The sequence below is a fragment of the Brevibacillus dissolubilis genome, from assembly GCF_006170445.1.
GTDB lineage: Bacteria > Bacillota > Bacilli > Brevibacillales > Brevibacillaceae > Brevibacillus_B > Brevibacillus_B dissolubilis.
In genome coordinates, this window is record NZ_VCNA01000007.1 from 216778 (window position 1) to 233338 (window position 16561).

General features: G+C 49.1%; 17 protein-coding genes. 15 read left to right on the plus strand and 2 right to left on the minus strand.

Annotation, left to right across the window (positions count from 1 at the left end; all coding sequences use genetic code 11):
- The first annotated feature begins 192 nt into the window (after window positions 1–192).
- From FGI41_RS15010 to fliT, 6 genes are all read left to right on the plus strand, one after another.
- Window positions 193–963, plus strand: coding sequence for a flagellin N-terminal helical domain-containing protein (locus FGI41_RS15010; RefSeq protein WP_139491164.1), 771 nt, complete (start codon window positions 193–195; stop codon window positions 961–963).
- Between the two features lie 130 nt (window positions 964–1093).
- Window positions 1094–2980, plus strand: a complete 1887-nt coding sequence (locus FGI41_RS15015) for a glycosyltransferase family 2 protein (RefSeq protein WP_139491165.1) — start codon at window positions 1094–1096, stop codon at window positions 2978–2980.
- A 189-nt stretch (window positions 2981–3169) separates the two neighbouring features.
- On the plus strand, window positions 3170–3535 hold the full coding sequence (locus FGI41_RS15020; protein ID WP_139491166.1) for a flagellar protein FlaG: 366 nt from the start codon (window positions 3170–3172) through the stop codon (window positions 3533–3535).
- A gap of 12 nt (window positions 3536–3547) precedes the next feature.
- Window positions 3548–5119 (plus strand): flagellar filament capping protein FliD, encoded by a 1572-nt coding sequence (fliD, locus tag FGI41_RS15025; RefSeq protein WP_139491167.1) that lies wholly within the window; start codon window positions 3548–3550, stop codon window positions 5117–5119.
- 27 nt (window positions 5120–5146) lie between these two features.
- Window positions 5147–5521, plus strand: coding sequence for a flagellar export chaperone FliS (gene fliS / locus FGI41_RS15030; protein WP_139491168.1), 375 nt, complete (start codon window positions 5147–5149; stop codon window positions 5519–5521).
- 15 nt (window positions 5522–5536) lie between these two features.
- The gene (gene fliT, locus FGI41_RS15035) at window positions 5537–5941 is read left to right on the plus strand and encodes a flagellar protein FliT (protein ID WP_139491169.1); all 405 of its coding nucleotides are present in this window, start codon (window positions 5537–5539) and stop codon (window positions 5939–5941) included.
- Between the two features lie 71 nt (window positions 5942–6012).
- On the opposite strand, the gene FGI41_RS15040 is transcribed toward fliT, so the two are convergent.
- Window positions 6013–6201, minus strand: coding sequence for a putative motility protein (locus FGI41_RS15040; RefSeq protein WP_139491170.1), 189 nt, complete (start codon window positions 6199–6201; stop codon window positions 6013–6015).
- A 160-nt stretch (window positions 6202–6361) separates the two neighbouring features.
- On the opposite strand from FGI41_RS15040, the gene FGI41_RS15045 reads away from it, so the two are divergent.
- The 6 genes from FGI41_RS15045 (at window position 6362) to FGI41_RS15070 (ending at window position 10583) form a co-directional block, all read left to right on the plus strand.
- Window positions 6362–7177, plus strand: coding sequence for a motility protein A (locus FGI41_RS15045; protein ID WP_139491171.1), 816 nt, complete (start codon window positions 6362–6364; stop codon window positions 7175–7177).
- A complete protein-coding gene (locus FGI41_RS15050) occupies window positions 7167–7928 on the plus strand; it encodes an OmpA/MotB family protein (protein ID WP_139491172.1) in 762 nt (253 codons plus the stop codon). The genes FGI41_RS15045 and FGI41_RS15050 overlap by 11 nt, the downstream gene beginning before the upstream one ends.
- Window positions 7929–8186: 258 nt before the next feature.
- Entirely contained in the window at window positions 8187–8960 is a 774-nt protein-coding gene (locus FGI41_RS15055) for a basic amino acid ABC transporter substrate-binding protein (protein ID WP_139491173.1), read from the plus strand.
- A 93-nt stretch (window positions 8961–9053) separates the two neighbouring features.
- A complete protein-coding gene (locus FGI41_RS15060; protein WP_139491174.1) occupies window positions 9054–9728 on the plus strand; it encodes an amino acid ABC transporter permease in 675 nt (224 codons plus the stop codon).
- Window positions 9729–9825: 97 nt separating this feature from the next.
- The gene (locus FGI41_RS15065; RefSeq protein ID WP_139491175.1) at window positions 9826–10023 is read left to right on the plus strand and encodes a cold shock domain-containing protein; all 198 of its coding nucleotides are present in this window, start codon (window positions 9826–9828) and stop codon (window positions 10021–10023) included.
- 332 nt (window positions 10024–10355) lie between these two features.
- Window positions 10356–10583, plus strand: a complete 228-nt coding sequence (locus tag FGI41_RS15070; RefSeq protein ID WP_139491176.1) for a hypothetical protein — start codon at window positions 10356–10358, stop codon at window positions 10581–10583.
- A gap of 399 nt (window positions 10584–10982) precedes the next feature.
- Here the strand turns inward: FGI41_RS15070 and FGI41_RS15075 are convergent, their stop codons facing one another.
- Entirely contained in the window at window positions 10983–12071 is a 1089-nt protein-coding gene (locus FGI41_RS15075; RefSeq protein WP_139491177.1) for an HD-GYP domain-containing protein, read from the minus strand.
- A gap of 238 nt (window positions 12072–12309) precedes the next feature.
- Here FGI41_RS15075 and hpf point away from each other — a divergent pair, with 238 nt between their 5' ends.
- The 3 genes from hpf to FGI41_RS15090 all read left to right on the plus strand — a co-directional run bounded on the left by hpf (window position 12310) and on the right by FGI41_RS15090 (window position 16559).
- Window positions 12310–12855 carry a ribosome hibernation-promoting factor, HPF/YfiA family gene (gene hpf, locus FGI41_RS15080; protein ID WP_139491178.1) on the plus strand — a complete coding sequence of 182 codons (546 nt, stop codon included), beginning with the start codon at window positions 12310–12312 and terminating at the stop codon, window positions 12853–12855.
- Between the two features lie 144 nt (window positions 12856–12999).
- A complete protein-coding gene (secA, locus tag FGI41_RS15085; protein WP_139491179.1) occupies window positions 13000–15492 on the plus strand; it encodes a preprotein translocase subunit SecA in 2493 nt (830 codons plus the stop codon).
- Window positions 15493–15572: 80 nt separating this feature from the next.
- The gene (locus tag FGI41_RS15090) at window positions 15573–16559 is read left to right on the plus strand and encodes a sugar-binding protein (protein ID WP_176560284.1); all 987 of its coding nucleotides are present in this window, start codon (window positions 15573–15575) and stop codon (window positions 16557–16559) included.
- Window positions 16560–16561 lie beyond the last annotated feature (2 nt).

Here is a 16561-nt window from a genome sequence, read left to right on the forward strand (position 1 = left end):
GTTCCGGTTCTTCTCTTTTTTCCTTCAAAAGTTTTTTGAGAAAAAATCAAAAAAACACTAAACAACTCTAAATACTCCACCGATAATAATAATGTAAGGGAGAACAACTCAAGCGGCCGATTGGGAAGGCTCCCGAAATCTAATAACCATCCACAAGGACGTGGAGGTTTACTACTCAAGGAGGAACTACACATGCGTATTAACCACAATATTTCCGCAATCAACACCCACCGTCAAATGGGCATGAACACCGTTAACGCTGGCAAATCCATGGAGAAACTCTCTTCCGGTCTCCGCATCAACCGTGCTGCTGACGATGCTGCAGGTCTCTCCATCTCTGAAAAAATGCGTGGTCAAATCCGTTCTATGGAGCAAGCACAACGCAACGCTCAAGACGGTATCTCCCTCATCCAAACTGCTGAGGGTGCACTGAACGAAGTATCCGACATGCTCGTTCGTATTAAAGAACTTTACACTCAATTCAACAACGGTACCTACAACGCTACCGACCAAGCTAACATCACTGCTGAGATCCAAGCTCTCACTGATGAGATCGCTAACATCGGTTCCAAAACCAAATTCAACGGTATCACTCTCCTTGACAGCACTCTGTCTGTAACCATCCAAATCAACGAAGCTGCTGCTGATACAATCCTCATCACCATGGGTACTGACATCAGCGCAATCGCTCCTGCTGACCTGGATGCTACTACTACTGAAATCGACAACGTTTCTAAATCCCGTGCACACCTCGGTGCTCTCCAAAACCGTCTTGAGCACACTGTAAACAACCTCGGTACTACTACTGAGAACCTTACAGCTGCTGAGTCCCGTATCCGTGACACAGACATGGCGAAAGAAATGATGGCGTTCACTAAGAACAACATCCTTACTCAAGCTTCCCAAGCTATGTTGGCTCAAGCTAACCAACAACCACAAGGTGTTCTCCAACTTCTCCGTTAATTTTAGTAACGATAAAAGGAACCTCATTACGAGGTTCCTTTTTTGTATTTCCAGCAACATTTTATAAAGGAATCGGGGGTTTTGGTCGATACAACAAAGAGAGAAAAGTATAAAAAGTGAGGGCTTACTGATGAGCAAAAAAACGGTATCACTTTGTATGATCGTCAAAAACGAAGAAAAGTATCTTCCTACCTGTCTCGAAAGTGTAAAGGGAAAGGTAGATGAAATCATCATCGTAGATACTGGTTCTACGGATGCCACTGTTTCGATTGCGGAGCAGTTTGGTGCAAAAGTCTATCATTTCGAATGGATTCAAGATTTTGCTGCGGCCCGAAACCACGGATTAGAGCAGGCGACAAGTGAATATATTCTGGTGCTTGATGCTGATGAATACTTGGATAAAGAGACCGACCTCCAAAAGGATTTGGAATCAGGAAAAGATTATTACCGTGTACGGATCAAAAACTATCAATCAAATGATTCGGTTGTCTACCACTATAATACGCGGCTGTTCAAAAATCGTGAGGACGTGCGCTATCGGGGTCAACTCCATGAGAATGTCAATACCTACGATGAGTCTCTGGGATTAACCGGGGGAGACGCGGCGTTCCTCATTCATCACGTTGGTTATATGAGCGACGTAGTGCTGGAGAAGGATAAGAAAAACCGTAACTATGACATCATCGTAAAAGAGGCGGAAGCCAATCCGACAGGTTACAACCTGATGAACCTTGGCTTTTCTTACTATTCCGTAGGAGAGTTTGAGAAGGCCCTGGATGCCTTTAAGCGCTCTTATCAGCTTAGTAAGACCAAAAGCTATGTCAAATATCTGATTGTGAACATAGCCAATTGCTTAACAGCTCTGAATAAATATGATGATGCGATTTCTGTTCTGTCGGATGCGTCTAATATCTACACGAACTATACTGATTTTTATTACAGCTTGGGACGGGTCTATGAAGCTAAGGGCTTCTCAAACGATGCCGAGCTGATGTATAAGAAGTGTATCTCCATAGGTGAAACCAAGGATGTCTTCAACGTGGAGGGGACAGGCAGCTTCTTGGCGTACTATCGCTTGGGGGTTGTCTACGCCAGACAGCTGCGGTATGCAGAGGCATTCGAAGCAGCATTCGAATCGATCAGCATCAATAAGCATCACCGCCCAGCGGTTGTTCTTTATCTGAACATGATGCAGAAGGCTCACATCCCTCTGGACGAAACATACGAGCATCTGTCCAAGGTATACCCATTCACCTCCCTGGATGATATGAAGACACTGCTCTATGCCCTGTATGAAGCACGCCATCCACTCTTTTACCGCTATATTCAGGGTGATGCAGGCAGCTTGTCCGTAGATTTCCGAGTGGTTGCCCAACAGTACAGCAAGCATTATGGAGCGGCCCGTCTGGAATGGAACAATGTCGAAGAGATCTCGGATGAAAACGTGTCAGATGCCATCCTGTTATCTTTGCTGCTTCAGGATATGTCCCTGTTGGAGCGTTGCAGGGGTGCGCTGAACTTCAGTCAAAGAGAATGGAAGCAGCTCAAAAAGATCATCCTTCGCGAAGAGGGCAACGACAAGGGTCTCTCACCAGAGCTGGAAAAAATCCTGCTGGAGCTCTGCCTGCATCTGATCGTCCTCGAAGAATTCGACCAGTTTGAGTACCTGAGTGCTTTTGTCATGAAGGGTTCTCTTGATACCCAATGTGCGTTGGCCCGTATCCTTCATGAATACGGCTATACCGACACAGCGATTGAGATTTTGCTGCCCAACCTTGAGACCCATCCGAACCATGTCCCGCTCGTACAGCTTTTGGGGGATATTTGTGCAGCAAAAGGACATCTGGATGATGCGACCTATCTCTATCAGCAACTGGTCAACGTGAATAAGGAATACCCAAGCTATCAGCGCTTGTATGATGTATATAGCAAGAACGGCAATAAACAGGGTGCAGAGAGCATCAAGGCCGAGATGAAAAAGCTTTATCCATTGTCCATTCATGTAAAAAACCTTTAGTTTTACCAGTACCAAATAAGTGATGTCCCCTTTGAGCAGAACAGGTTGGAGTAAGACCGATCCTGAAAGTCGCAAAGGGGATTTTTCCATTTTTCTTACCAAAAATTCGCACTTGCATTCAAACAGTTATTAACTTTCTTGTTCATCTAGCCGATACCATATATAAAGACTGTGTATCGGGAGGTTCCCATGGATATTCGTATTAATTCAAATGGAATAACCCCTGCCTCCTTCCCTGATCAGGCCCCAACTCCACAGCCTTCAGTGGGGGGAACAGGTCAAGTAGAGACTGGTGCAGAGGAAGCCAAGGCGGCGATTGCGGATAAAGCGCTGATGCGGTCTGAACTGGAAGCCCATCTACCGATTCTCAACAAGTGGCTGACTGTTAATAATTCACATCTAAAGTTCACTTACCACGAAAAGTTGAATGAATACTACGTTCAGATCGTCAATGAACATGATGAAGTGGTCCGTGAGATCCCTTCAAGAAAAATGATGGATACCATCGCCAAAATGTACGAAATGATTGGCCTTTTGGTCGATAAAAAATTGTAGGAGGGATTTTGTATGGTAGGTTCAATTCGCTTTGGTGGTCTGGCCTCTGGTATGGACACCGAAAACATGATTAAACAATTAATGCAGGCCGAGCGTTACCCGCTAAACAAGCTGAATCAAAAGAAACAGACAGTCGAGTGGAAACGTGACGCATACCGCGATGTAAGCTCGATGATGCTTGAACTTCGCAATTCCGTATTCGACCTGCGTTTCAGCACCGGCTTCAATAAACAAAAAGCAACAACAAGTGACGAGAGCAAGGTAGGGGTGACTCTTACCGGTTCGGCGAGTGCGTCTACGTACACCGTCTCTGACGTAAACTTTGCGACACCTGCTACGGGTGCATCTGTGAAGTTCAGCAACTCAGTAGCAACCGGCACGACCAAGCTCTCTGATGCTGGCCTCGCGTCAGATTTCAGCTTTGACGTGACAGGTGCGAGCGGGACGGCTACCATCAATGTCACTACCTCCAACAACATTCAGGACGTTATCTCCAAAATCAATGCACAAACCAGTACGACTGGTGTGACGGCGACTTACTCTGCCACTGATAAATCGATCGTATTCAGCTCCAAAACAACAGGGTCTGCCAGTGCGGTAACCATCTCCAATGTAAGCGGAGCGAACCCGCTCAACATTGCCAATGGAACGATCTCCAACACGACCAACAGCTTTGGCGGCAATGGCTACGCAGGGATTGACGGTACAACCGGCAGTGTGAAGGTAAACGGTGTATCTTATACACTTACCAGCAATACCCTTGAGCTGGATGGTATGAAGCTGAACCTGAAGGAACAAGGCTTCACCGGATCGGTAACAATTTCCGTCGAAAAAGATATCGATGGAATCTATAACGGGATTAAGAGTTTTGTCGATAAGTATAATGAAGTGATTGATAAGCTTAATACCAAACTGAGCGAAAAACCGCAACGTGATTTCCAACCGCTGCTCGAAGATCAAAAAGAAGAGATGACAGAGAAACAGATCGAGCAATGGGAAGCAAAAGCCAAGACTGGTCTGCTCCGCCGCGACAGTATCCTCTCCAATGCTGTATCTGAAATGCGCCGCGGATTCTATCAACCGATGAATGGTGCGAGCAGCGCGGCCTTCGACACGCTCAGTGAAATCGGAATCGGCCCGAAAAAAGCGGACCCGCTGACAGCTAGATTGAACTCGATGGAGAGCGGTAAAATCTACATCGATGAACAAAAGCTGAAGGATGCGATCCGCGACAACCCTGACAAGGTAGAAGAGCTTTTTACGAAGCAGGTCAACTACACCGATGCCAGTGGCAAGACCAAAGTTGATTTTGAAAAGAGCGGTTTGGCAGTACGGATCTATAACCAACTGAGTGCTTCCATGGATGAAATCAAGGACAAAGCAGGTATCTCTGGTTCCCTCAGTGATAACAGCACACTTAGCCAGGAACTGAGAACCATCAACCAAGGGATTTACAAATGGGAAGACCGCTTGACCCGTATTGAAGATAACTACTGGAGACAATTCACCGCTATGGAAAAAGCCCTTAGCCAAATGAATCAGCAAAGCAGCTGGCTCAGTCAACAGTTGGGTAGCGGGCAATAGCATTCATTAAAGGAGTGTATGTAGCACATGCATAATGCTGCTCAGGCGTATCAAAAAAACCAAGTCACAACAGCTGCCCCTGGAGAATTAACCTTGATGTTGTACAATGGAGCCATTCGCTTTGCCAAGCAGGCGAAGCAGGCCATTGAGAGCAAAGATATCCCGAAGGCTCATGAGTCCATCATTCGGATTCAAGATATTATCAACGAATTGGTTGCTTCTCTTGACCGACAATATCCAATCTCCGAGCAGTTTCTCGTACTCTATGATTATCTCTTGCATCGTACGATCGAGGCTAACTCGCGAAAGGATATCGCAATTCTTGATGAAGTGGAAGAATTCTTCGTACAATTCCGCGATACATGGAAGGAAGCAATGGCATTAGCTAAGAAACAGGGCTAGAATAGAGGCGATACGATGACAGCCACTCCGTTAGAGGAAGTATTGGAGCAGTTATGGACGCATACCCTGGCTCTCAAAGAGCTGGTAGACAAGGAACAGGTGGAGCCTGAAGAGGATAATCAGGTTGAACCTGAAGCGTATGCGGAGCTCTGGGTGACGCTTTTGCAACAGCGCCAGTCCATGATGAACCAAATCGACACCATGATTCAGCAGGGAGCCACACTGAGCGAGGATCTCAAGCAGCGATACATTGCCAGAATCTATCAGCTGGACCAAGAGATCGCACCGAAAGTGATGGCCCGTAAGAAAATGGTAGAGATGCAAATCGGCAAGCTTCGCAGAGCCAAGACTGCCAACAATCAATATGCCGGGCAATCAGGATATAATGCCTATGGGGCTTTCTTCGACAAGAAAAAATAAGGGTCTCATCCTCAAAGGAGCGAGACTCCACGCAAAAAGAGGTCGGAATCCCGACCTCTTTTTATGATGTCTTATACGCTGATGTCAAGGCTACGACCCAGATTTGGATGGGGAGCCATTGTTGCTTGGGCTTTGGAGAAATCGTCCAGCATGACTGCTGCTTGTGCGGCTTGAGTCGATTGAGACATGGAAAGAATGCTCAATGAGACTGTTTGACGCAAGGAAGCCAGATTTGCGCTCATGAGGCTGCTGATATCCATCGTGAATCACCCTTTCATTGAATCAGACATAATCGTGCTTTCTTTATTCATATCGGAAAATGTTGGCTGTGTCGTAAGCGTACCCCTGTATTTTCCGTCCCAATTCTACATAGATCCTCTGTTATAATGGATAGTGACTCTCAGACAGGCAGGTGAAACCATGCTACCGACTAACCGTCGATCCATCATCCTTATCGTGGTGGCGGCTTTTATCCTATTACACGCGATTTATCTCAATGGCAGTATTTCGTCTCTGTTTAACGCGACCGCGGTGGAATTGGTTGCTCTTGCAGTCGTGATTTCATTTGCGATCAAGCGCAAGCATATTCAGATTCGTCCGCTGGTTCGTCTGTTGATCCATGGCCGCCAAAGTAATGTGGAGGAGACGATCAAGCGTTTTTATGATTACGCGCTTATTCTAAAAGAAAAAGGCTTTATTCCGCTGGAGAAGGAATTAGCCAAGGAACCGGAGTCCTTCGTTCGCCGAGGCAGTCTGTTGGCGATTGAGGGTGTGCCGGAAGAGGAGCTTCGTATGATCCTCGAAAACGAGCTTAAAGGGGAACAGTACCGCTACCAGCAGGCTGGCGGAATGTTTCGACTGATCAGCTTACTTGCACCAGGCTTAGGGTTAGTTGGTACGCTGCTCGGGATGACGGGTGTGCTCAAGACGCTCTCTGACTTTACCAACACCGGCCACAGCTTAAGTGCTGCGGTCGTCGCGACCCTGTATGGTGCACTGCTGGCCAACGTATTTGCGCTTCCGTGTTACTATCGTTTGATGGATATTCACGATCAGGAGATGTTTGAGAAGAAGATTTTCATCGAGGGCTGTGTGGGACTGCAAAAGGCAGAAAACCCGCGTGTGCTGTTTGAAAAACTGAATTCGTTCCTGCCGGGTGACCAGAAGCTGATGCTTATCAAGACTCCAGGCACAACCAGAGGAACGATTGAAAGGCAGGCCGACTATGCAGGATGATCGCCTGTACGATGAGAAGGAGCTGGAGAAAAGCTGGCTGCTCAGTTACAGCGATTTGATTACGCTGTTGTTCGTCATCGTGGTCATCATCGCGGCTACTTCTTCCAGTCAGATCCAGGTGAAGCTCGACGAAGTCAAGGTCGCGGAGGCGAAGCAGCAGGCCACACTCAAGGAAGCGATCGAGAGCAAGGAGATCCTCTCCATCGAAAAGCTGGAGCTCCAACGCGAAATCGCTCTGCTCGAAGCAAGACGGGATGCGCTGGTAGGCGATGTGAAGGCGCTGAAAGGCTCTGATGACAAGACTGACGAGGATATGGAGATGGTGAAGGCCCAACTGGCTACGGCACTCCAGGAGTTGAACATCGAATTCGAGGAGTCTACAGAAGGTCTCTTGATCCGTTTTCCGGAGAAGGTGCTGTTCACCAGTGGTTCTGCGGAGCTTGGTGAGGATGGCAAGCGTGCCGTCGCTTCTGTCGCGGAAGTGCTGACCCGTTTTCCATACCAGGTGCGGATCGAAGGCTTCACGGATGACACACCGATCAAAAGCAGCAAATACCCGTCCAACTGGGAGCTTTCTGCGGGGCGTGCCATCGCTGTGATGCGGGAGATGGTGGATGCGCACCACATACCGGCGACCCGTTTTAGCATCGCAGGTAATGGTGAGAACAAGCCACTGGTCACCAATGTTACCCCGGATAACCGGGCGCTGAACCGCCGTGTCGAAGTGTTGATCATGGCGAATCCTGAATAACTTGTGGATAAAGACAGGGAGTGATGCTCCTTGTCTTTTTTATTTTTCGCGGGAAAACAAGTCTCCTGAATCTTGTACATCGTGCATATATTGATAACACAGAGAATGTTGGCGCAAAGAAATCCACAGAAATCCTTAAGTTATCCAGATTGTGCACAAGCTGTTGTGGATAATGTGAATAACTGTGTGGAAATTGCCTAAAACACCTACATTTCTTGTGGATATCTTGTGGAATACGATAAAAGGGGGATTTGCAAAATGAAAAAAAACTGGTGGAAAACTCTCACTTTCGCCCTGAGCATCGGACTTTTGCTGGCTGGATGTTCGGTAGGAGGCGACAAGCCCACTTCGTCTGGGGACAAGGTCTATGTGATCGGTACAGATGCGGCCTACCCCCCGTTTGAGAAAATGGAGGCAGACAAAATTACGGGCTTTGATATTGATGTGATGCAGGCGATTGCGGATGCGGCCGGGTTCAAGTTCGAAGTCCGCAACACAGGCTGGGACCCGCTTTTCGACGGGGTGGAAAAGGGGACGGTTGACGCAGGCATTTCTTCGATCACGATCACAGATGAACGGAAGCAGAAATATGACTTCACCGAACCCTATTTTGAAGCGAATCAGTTGATCCTCGTCGGTGCGGATTCCCCAGTGGGTGCGCTCACTGACCTGCAGGGCAAGAAGATCGGCGTCCAATCGGCCACTACTGGTGAGACTGTGGTGAAAAAAGCCTTCGGCGATACGTATGAAGGCATCAAGGGCTACGAGGATACCCCGTCTGCTGTGGATGATTTCTTCAATGGACGCGTCGAAGCGGTCGTGGCTGACAATGGGGTGCTGAGCTACTTCGCCGGCAAGATCGAGGGCAAGCAATACAAGCTGATCAAAGACAACTCCTTCGCCCCGGAACACTACGGCATCATGGTCCAGAAAGGCAATACCGAATTCCTCACCAAACTGAATCAAGGGCTGAAAATCATCAAGGAAAACGGCAAACTGCAAGAAATCCATGACAAGTACTTCAAGCAATAAAAGGGTACAGTCGGCAGGGCGGGAACCTTTCGGGCGCCCGTCCCTTTTCCTGACAGCCTGTCCAACGATCAGGGGAGAAAGGGGACTTCGGTAATGGATTGGAGCGTTATTTATGAGTATCGGGAACTGTTTATCCGGGGGATCTTTTATACGATCGCCTTAACGGCGGTAGGGATCGGATGCGGTACGATTCTGGGTCTGTTTTTCAGTCTTGGCAAGATGTCGGGCAACCCGTTCTTGAGGATACCTGCAGCGGTTTATGTAGAGGTGTTTCGCGGTACACCGATGTTTGTCCAGATCTTGTTGATTCATTTTGCAGTGATTCCTTCGATCTGGGATGTATTTATGCCGGAGCAAGCACCACCGAGCGCCTTATTCTCCGGTTTTGTCGCGCTGTCCCTGAATGCAGCCGCCTATATCGCGGAGATCTTCCGGGCGGGGATTCAGTCGATTGACCCTGGTCAGATGGAAGCAGCCCGTTCACTCGGGATGACCAAAGGGCAAGCCATGCGCTTGGTGATGATCCCCCAGGCGTTCACCCGTATGCTTCCCGCCTTGGGCAACGAATTCATCTCTCTGCTCAAAGATTCTTCCCTGCTTGCGGTCATCGCCACACCCGAACTGGGCTACGCGGCCTTAAGTGTCGCCAAAAACACTTTCGAACGCTACCCTCCATACATGACCTCTGCTGCGATTTATCTCATCATGACTTTGTTCCTATCGCGAGTGGTTGTTCGTGGACTGGAAAAACGTTTCAGTTCAAGGTGAACTCCCTTAATTTGACTTTGCTGTATTCAAAGTGTATATTCTTTTCATGAGAACGAGCTTCTCATTAGTTTTTAAACAGAAAGGAATGTTTGATTACATGCAAGGTAGAGTTAAATGGTTCAACGCTGAAAAAGGTTTTGGCTTCATCGAACGTGAAGGCGGAGACGATGTATTTGTACACTTCAGTGCCATCCAAACCGAGGGCTTCAAATCCCTTGATGAAGGACAAGAAGTTGAGTTCGACATCGTTGATGGCGAACGCGGTCCACAAGCTGCTAACGTTACCAAAAGATAAATAGCAAATGAAAACCCTTGGGGGCGATAGCTTTCAAGGGTTTTTCCTTTTTTCCGGGGCTGCGGTGGGGGGAGAGAGGGTCAGGGGTGTGGGGGACAAGGCCGATTTGCCAGCTTCGCTAGAAGCTGTGACTGTCCGCAGGGAAGAGAACAGATGGGGAGTGGGGCAAAAACATCTGGGTAGTACCAGGAAGTGAGACTATTTGCCCCAAAAGCATCTCCCCATCCGTTCCCTTCCCTGCTGGGTAAGCTGTCAAAAAGGCCAGTCCCCCACACCCCTGACCCTCTCTCTGCGCGGGCGGGAGAAAACGAAAAGACTCTTGAAAGCGGGGGATGATGGAATGGACGTGGGTGGAGTCAGGGGAGAGTTTAGTGGGACATCTCGAAGGAGAGGTTGATGGGGAATTTTCAAGGGGGGGTGATGATAAAGTGGGGGAGAAGGAAGAAATGTTAGAAGAAATAATGGGAAAAGAGCGAGTCGCAGGTTCAAGAGTTGCTGGAAGCAGACGAAGAAAAAAGGGGCTCAGGCAGGTGATTAGGAGAAGGATCAGGTATGCATAGGGGGGATTGTTTTGATCAGGATGGATGTGTATGAAGAAAGATGTTCGATACACCAATTCTTTTTTAATCCGGTTGATCACGACAGCTGGCAGGAGAGGGGGGAGCCGTTCAAGATGCGAGCCTCTTTGAAAAGCCGCCCCAGCGAAGGGAAAAGAAATGGCGTACCAGCATCTCTGAATCCTCCCAGGGGAAACCCCATCGCTTGAATAAGCTTCATAGAACATTTTTCCCCGGACAAGCCATTTCTTTTGCCGCAGCGGACAGCTCCTACATCCTTGCGGATTTTCAAGAAGGCAAGCAGCTTGAAGGGCTCCCCCTCTCCCCCACCAAAACCAATCAAGCCAATAAAAAAAGAACCAAGGAACCCCTCAGTTCTTCATTACAATCCATTAACCAATCCTATCCAATCATCTTCTCAATCATCACTCGCCGGTTAAACCGCAGATCCATATACTCCAACCCTTTACGCACCAACGGACGCATCGGCTCATCGGTGTGGATGAGGACAACCTCTACCTCATCGCCGGTATTGAGGACGGCACGGCAACCGACATACAGCAAAGCTATGTAATTAATAAAACGGGTCACAATCTCAGCATTAAACTGCCCCTCGCAGGTCGCTTTCCACAACAGCTGCGCCGCCTCAAACGGAGAAGTACGCGGCTTGTAGACGCGGTCAGAGCAGATCGCATCAAATACATCAGCAACAGCGACGATTTGGCATTCGAGCGGGATATTTGACCCCCGTCGGCCATGTGGATATCCGGAGCCATCACGGCGCTCGTGGTGTAAGAGAGCGCAGAGGGAGATCAGCTCATTGCTTCCTTCCATCTTTTGCAGAAGATCGTGTCCGTAGATGGTGTGCTTTTTCATCGTATCGTATTCGTCCGAGGTGAGATTGGTCGGCTTCATCAGGATGTGTTGCGGGATCAGCATTTTACCGATATCATGCAACAAGCCGGCCTGCCCCATGAGGATTACCTCTTCACGGGTCCGGTTCATCAACTTGGCAATCAGGGCGCACAGGATGCCGACGTTGATGGAGTGACGGTAGGTATAATTCTCAGAACCTTCCACTAAATAGATCGGGTGAAAAATCCCTGTCTGCTTGATCACCTGATCGAGCATGGGGAAAAATGCATTGGTGAACTGTTGGAGCGGGGGGATATAGACCTCTGTCACTTTGCTGAACAATTCGCGGGTCTGCTCCATGGCCTGCACGTATTTTTCTGCTGTTTCCTCGTACTGGCCGAGCACATCGTAGATTTGAAAGGTGATGGATTCCCCGTTTTCCTCTTTAGGTCCAAAAAGCTTAAAATCTGAGGGAGTGCTTACGCGAATGGAGGAGACTTTATGCCCAAGGAGTAGATTCACATCTGATGGAGTTAAGACAGTCCCTTTGGTAAGAAGCAATAACCCATGTGTATTATGAATGTCCTCTTCTAAAATTTTACCGACCGCCGAAAAATCTGTGGTTATCTGGGGCATTGGTTGACTCCTCCGTGTCTTCTGTACTAAACGTCCTACATAATTCCATTTTAAATATTATACCAAATCTTTCGCACATTTCTCGTCGTTTTTTGTCAAAATTTCATGCAAAAAGCTTGGCTTGATCATATATATATGAAGAACAATGCGATTTTTGTAAAAAAAGTGTGATTTCCAAGAAGGATTTTTCTGAATTTTCGAGAATATATATATCACAGGACGGAAGGAGGTCATACTCATGAACTTTCATATTCGTGGAGAAAACATTCAGGTAACCGCTGCTCTCAGAGACTATGCGGAGAAGAAGATTGGACGCCTCGACCGCTATTTTGACCAAGACCATTCCCTTGATGTACATGTGACCATGCGCGTGCTGCGCGGAGACAGTACCATTGAGGTATCCATGACCATGGGGAGTGTGATTGTCAGGGCCGAAGAAACTCATGAGGACATGTACGCCGCCATCGATCTCGTCACCGAGAAGCTGGAGCGGCAGATGCGCAAGCACAAGACCAAACTGGGGCGAAAAATCCGTGTAGAGGCCGGGACGAAGCTAGCCTTCCGTGAGACCTCACCTGTAGCGCTTTTTGAAGAAGATGAAGTAGATATTGAAATCGTGCGCACCAAGCGCTTTGACTTAAAACCGATGGATTCAGAAGAAGCTGTCTTACAGATGGATATGCTGGGTCATAACTTTTTCGTCTTTCACAACAGTGAGACCGATTCGGTCAATGTCGTATATCGTCGAAATGACGGCAAATACGGGCTGATTGAACCGGCATAAGTCGAAAATTCGTTACAGGGGAGCGTCAATCGGCGTCTCCCCTTACTTGTGTTTAATTGTGTTACTCTGTAAAATAGATAGTTAGTATAGTATGGAGATAGACTGGCTTCCCAAAGAGGGAACCATGGAAGGGGTGCCCCTGTAATGCTAGGACTGGTAAAGAAGATTTTTGGCGACTCAAATGAACGTGAAGTAAAGAAAATGTTCAAGCGCGTCGAGAAAATCAATGCGTTGGAACCGCAGATATCTGCTTTAACCGATGAGCAGCTTAAAGAAAAAACCTTTGAATTCAAACAACGCCTTCAAAAGGGCGAGACGCTGGACCGCATCCTGAACGAAGCGTTTGCTGTCTGTCGGGAAGCCTCTAAGCGTGTCCTTGGGATGCGTCACTTCGACGTGCAGCTGATCGGTGGTATGGTGCTGCAGGAAGGCCGCATCGCGGAGATGAAGACGGGGGAAGGTAAAACCCTCGTAGCTACGCTGGGTACATACCTCAATGCACTCGAAGGCAAAGGCGTACACGTCGTCACCGTCAACGAATACTTGGCTGAGCGTGACTCCGGGATCATGGGTGAGCTGTATAATTTCTTGGGCCTCACCGTAGGTATCAACGTCAGTGGGATGAATGCCGAGCAGAAGCGTGAAGCTTATTACTGCGACATTACGTACGGAACGAATAATGAGTTCGGCTTTGACTACCTGCGTGACAACATGGTGCTGTACAAAGAGCAGATGGTACAGCGTCCGCTTCATTTTGCCATCATCGACGAGGTGGACTCCATCCTCATCGACGAAGCGCGTACACCGCTGATCATCTCGGGTGCGGCGAACCGGACCACGGAACTGTATTACATCTGCGCTCATTTCGTCAAACGTCTGGAAAGAGATACCGACTTCACCATCGACGAGAAGCTGAAGATCGTCACGCTGACAGATGACGGAATAGGCAAGATTGAAAAGGCATTCAACATCAATAACCTTTATGATGTCGAGCATATGGCGCTCAACCATCACATCACCTCTGCACTCAAAGCGGAAGCGCTGTTCAAGCGCGACGTAGACTATGTCGTGCAGGAAGGCGAAGTCGTGATCGTTGACGAATTCACCGGCCGTCTGATGGTGGGCCGCCGCTATGGCGATGGTCTGCACCAGGCGATTGAGGCAAAAGAAGGTCTCAAGGTACAGAGCGAGAGCATGACGCTTGCGACCATCACCCTGCAAAACTACTTCCGTATGTATAAGAAGCTGTCCGGTATGACCGGTACGGCGAAGACGGAAGAAGAAGAGTTCAAAAAAATCTACGGTCTCGACGTTGTGGCCATCCCGACCAACCGTCCGATTGCCCGTATTGACCTGCCTGACGTCATCTACAAGACCGAAGCAGCGAAATACCGTGCGGTCGTCAATGAGATCGTCGACCGTCATAAAAAAGGACAACCTGTGCTCGTGGGTACGATCTCCATCGAGAACTCTGAGCGTCTGTCCCATCTGCTTCGTCAAAAAGGTGTACCGCACAACGTACTCAATGCGAAGCAGCATGCCCGCGAGGCTGATATCGTCGCGCGCGCCGGCCAATATGGTGCGGTAACCATCGCCACCAACATGGCGGGTCGTGGTACGGACATCAAGCTGGGCTCAGGCGTACCAGAAGTAGGCGGTCTGCACATCCTAGGTACGGAGCGCCACGAGAGCCGCCGGATCGACAACCAGCTGCGTGGTCGTGCCGGACGTCAGGGTGACCCTGGTTCCTCCTCCTTCTTCCTGTCGCTTGAAGACGAGCTGATGCGCCGTTTCGGTGCAGAGAACATCATGGCGATGATGGACCGCCTCGGTATGGAGGAAGATGTGCCAATCGAGAGCCGTCTCGTATCCAAAGCGGTTGAGTCTGCACAAAAACGCGTAGAGGGCAGCAACTTTGACGCTCGTAAAGGGGTTCTCCAGTACGACGACGTCATGAACCAACAGCGTGAGGTTATCTATAAACAGCGCCGTGATATCCTTGAAAAAGAGGATCTGCGCGATATCGTCGTCAAGATGATCAAGAGCGTGATCGAGCGTCTCGTCACCGCTTATTGTCCAAGAGAAGAGGTACCGGAAGAGTGGGACATCAAGAGCCTGCTGGAATCTGCCAACAATGCCTTCCTGCGAGATGAGAGGATCACTCTCAAAGACCTCAAAGGAAAAGAAGCAGAAGAAATCCTGGAGCTCTTCGAAACAGAAGCGATGCGTCAATACGAGCAGCGCGAAAAAGAAATCGGCCACAACATGCGTGAGTTCGAGAAAGTTATCGTACTCCGTGCGGTCGACAGCAAATGGATGGATCACATCGATTCCATGGAACAGCTTCGTCAAGGTATCCATCTGCGTGCTTATGCGCAGAACGATCCGCTCCGCGAATACCAGTTCGAGGGCTATGAGATGTTCCAATCCATGATTGCCAACATCGAAGAAGAAGTGGCGATGTACGTCATGAAGTCTGAGGTAAGCCAAAACCTTGAGCGTCAAGACGTGATCCGAGGCACAGTAGGTGATAATCTGGTGACGACCGGCCCGTCCGACCGTCCAGATCCAGAAACCTCCGGGGATGCCGATCCAGGCAACCGTGCCCAACGCCGCGCCAAAAAGAAAAATAAATAAGAGCGAAGCACCGTTATACGATGCCACCCACTTTCCTTTTCCGGGGAAGGAGGGTGGCATTTTACAAAAGGAGGGGTCATGTGCGTAAGCTGTCCGCGACGGAATACTTGATTTTGCTGAATATGCTGATGCTCGCGGTCGTGTCTGTGTTCATCTACAGTAAACTGAGCGGGATGAAGACAGAACGGTCGACCGTACAGGAACCGTTGCCTCCAAGCAAGTATCATTTTGCCTTGGTCTATCCAGAGGAGAAGAATCCGTACTGGGATCAGGTGAAAAAGGGAATGACAAGCGCTATCGGAAATCAGACCATCTCGTTTGAGTATCTGGGGCCGGAGACGTCGGATATGGTGGAACAGCTTGATCTGTTGAACCGGGCGATTGCGAGCAGAGTGGATGGGATCATCGTGCAGGGGATGAATGAAGAAGCCTTCACGCCTGTGATCAACCAAGCGATGAAACGGGGCATTCCGGTAATCACCATCGACAGTGACGCACCGGCGAGTGAGCGTATCGCCTATATCGGCTCGGATAATGATCAGGCCGGGGTGATGGTCGGGGAACATCTGGCGGAGGTGATGAGGGGGCGCGGAGAGTTGGCCGTGATTCTGGGGAATTTTCATGCGACGAACCAGCGTCAGAGGCTAAAAGGCTTGCAGAAGGTGTTAGCCAAGTACCCGGACATGCACCTGCGGATCGTGCAGGACTCACAGGCTGATCAGTTCCTCGCAGCCAGCCTGACGACGCGATTGCTCACTGAGTATCCCGAGCTGGATGCTATCGTCGGATTGTCTGCATGGGACGGGCCGGGGATCGGACAAGCGGTAAAGCGCTTACAGAAGAGTGACGAGGTGTATGTCGTCGCTTTTAACCCATTGCCGGAGACGCGGCTCTATGTCGGAGAAGGTGCCGTCGATGCGATTGTAGCGGAAGACCCGAGGACGATGGGGGAGAAGTCATTTCAGCTCATGCAAGATGTCAAGCAGGGCAAGCAGGTCCCATCCGAGGTCTACACAGAGGTACGCTTGTGGACAGGCCCAGGATTGAATCAGATGGAAAAGTGGTGAGA

Coding starts and splice junctions, on each gene's coding strand:
- FGI41_RS15010 (WP_139491164.1), top strand. CDS start 193: ATGCGTATTAACCACAATATTTCCGCAATCAACACCCACCGTCAAATG.
- FGI41_RS15015 (WP_139491165.1), top strand. CDS start 1,094: ATGAGCAAAAAAACGGTATCACTTTGTATGATCGTCAAAAACGAAGAA.
- FGI41_RS15020 (WP_139491166.1), top strand. CDS start 3,170: ATGGATATTCGTATTAATTCAAATGGAATAACCCCTGCCTCCTTCCCT.
- fliD (WP_139491167.1), top strand. CDS start 3,548: ATGGTAGGTTCAATTCGCTTTGGTGGTCTGGCCTCTGGTATGGACACC.
- fliS (WP_139491168.1), top strand. CDS start 5,147: ATGCATAATGCTGCTCAGGCGTATCAAAAAAACCAAGTCACAACAGCT.
- fliT (WP_139491169.1), top strand. CDS start 5,537: ATGACAGCCACTCCGTTAGAGGAAGTATTGGAGCAGTTATGGACGCAT.
- FGI41_RS15040 (WP_139491170.1), bottom strand. CDS start 6,201: ATGGATATCAGCAGCCTCATGAGCGCAAATCTGGCTTCCTTGCGTCAA.
- FGI41_RS15045 (WP_139491171.1), top strand. CDS start 6,362: ATGCTACCGACTAACCGTCGATCCATCATCCTTATCGTGGTGGCGGCT.
- FGI41_RS15050 (WP_139491172.1), top strand. CDS start 7,167: ATGCAGGATGATCGCCTGTACGATGAGAAGGAGCTGGAGAAAAGCTGG.
- FGI41_RS15055 (WP_139491173.1), top strand. CDS start 8,187: ATGAAAAAAAACTGGTGGAAAACTCTCACTTTCGCCCTGAGCATCGGA.
- FGI41_RS15060 (WP_139491174.1), top strand. CDS start 9,054: ATGGATTGGAGCGTTATTTATGAGTATCGGGAACTGTTTATCCGGGGG.
- FGI41_RS15065 (WP_139491175.1), top strand. CDS start 9,826: ATGCAAGGTAGAGTTAAATGGTTCAACGCTGAAAAAGGTTTTGGCTTC.
- FGI41_RS15070 (WP_139491176.1), top strand. CDS start 10,356: ATGATGGAATGGACGTGGGTGGAGTCAGGGGAGAGTTTAGTGGGACAT.
- FGI41_RS15075 (WP_139491177.1), bottom strand. CDS start 12,071: ATGCCCCAGATAACCACAGATTTTTCGGCGGTCGGTAAAATTTTAGAA.
- hpf (WP_139491178.1), top strand. CDS start 12,310: ATGAACTTTCATATTCGTGGAGAAAACATTCAGGTAACCGCTGCTCTC.
- secA (WP_139491179.1), top strand. CDS start 13,000: ATGCTAGGACTGGTAAAGAAGATTTTTGGCGACTCAAATGAACGTGAA.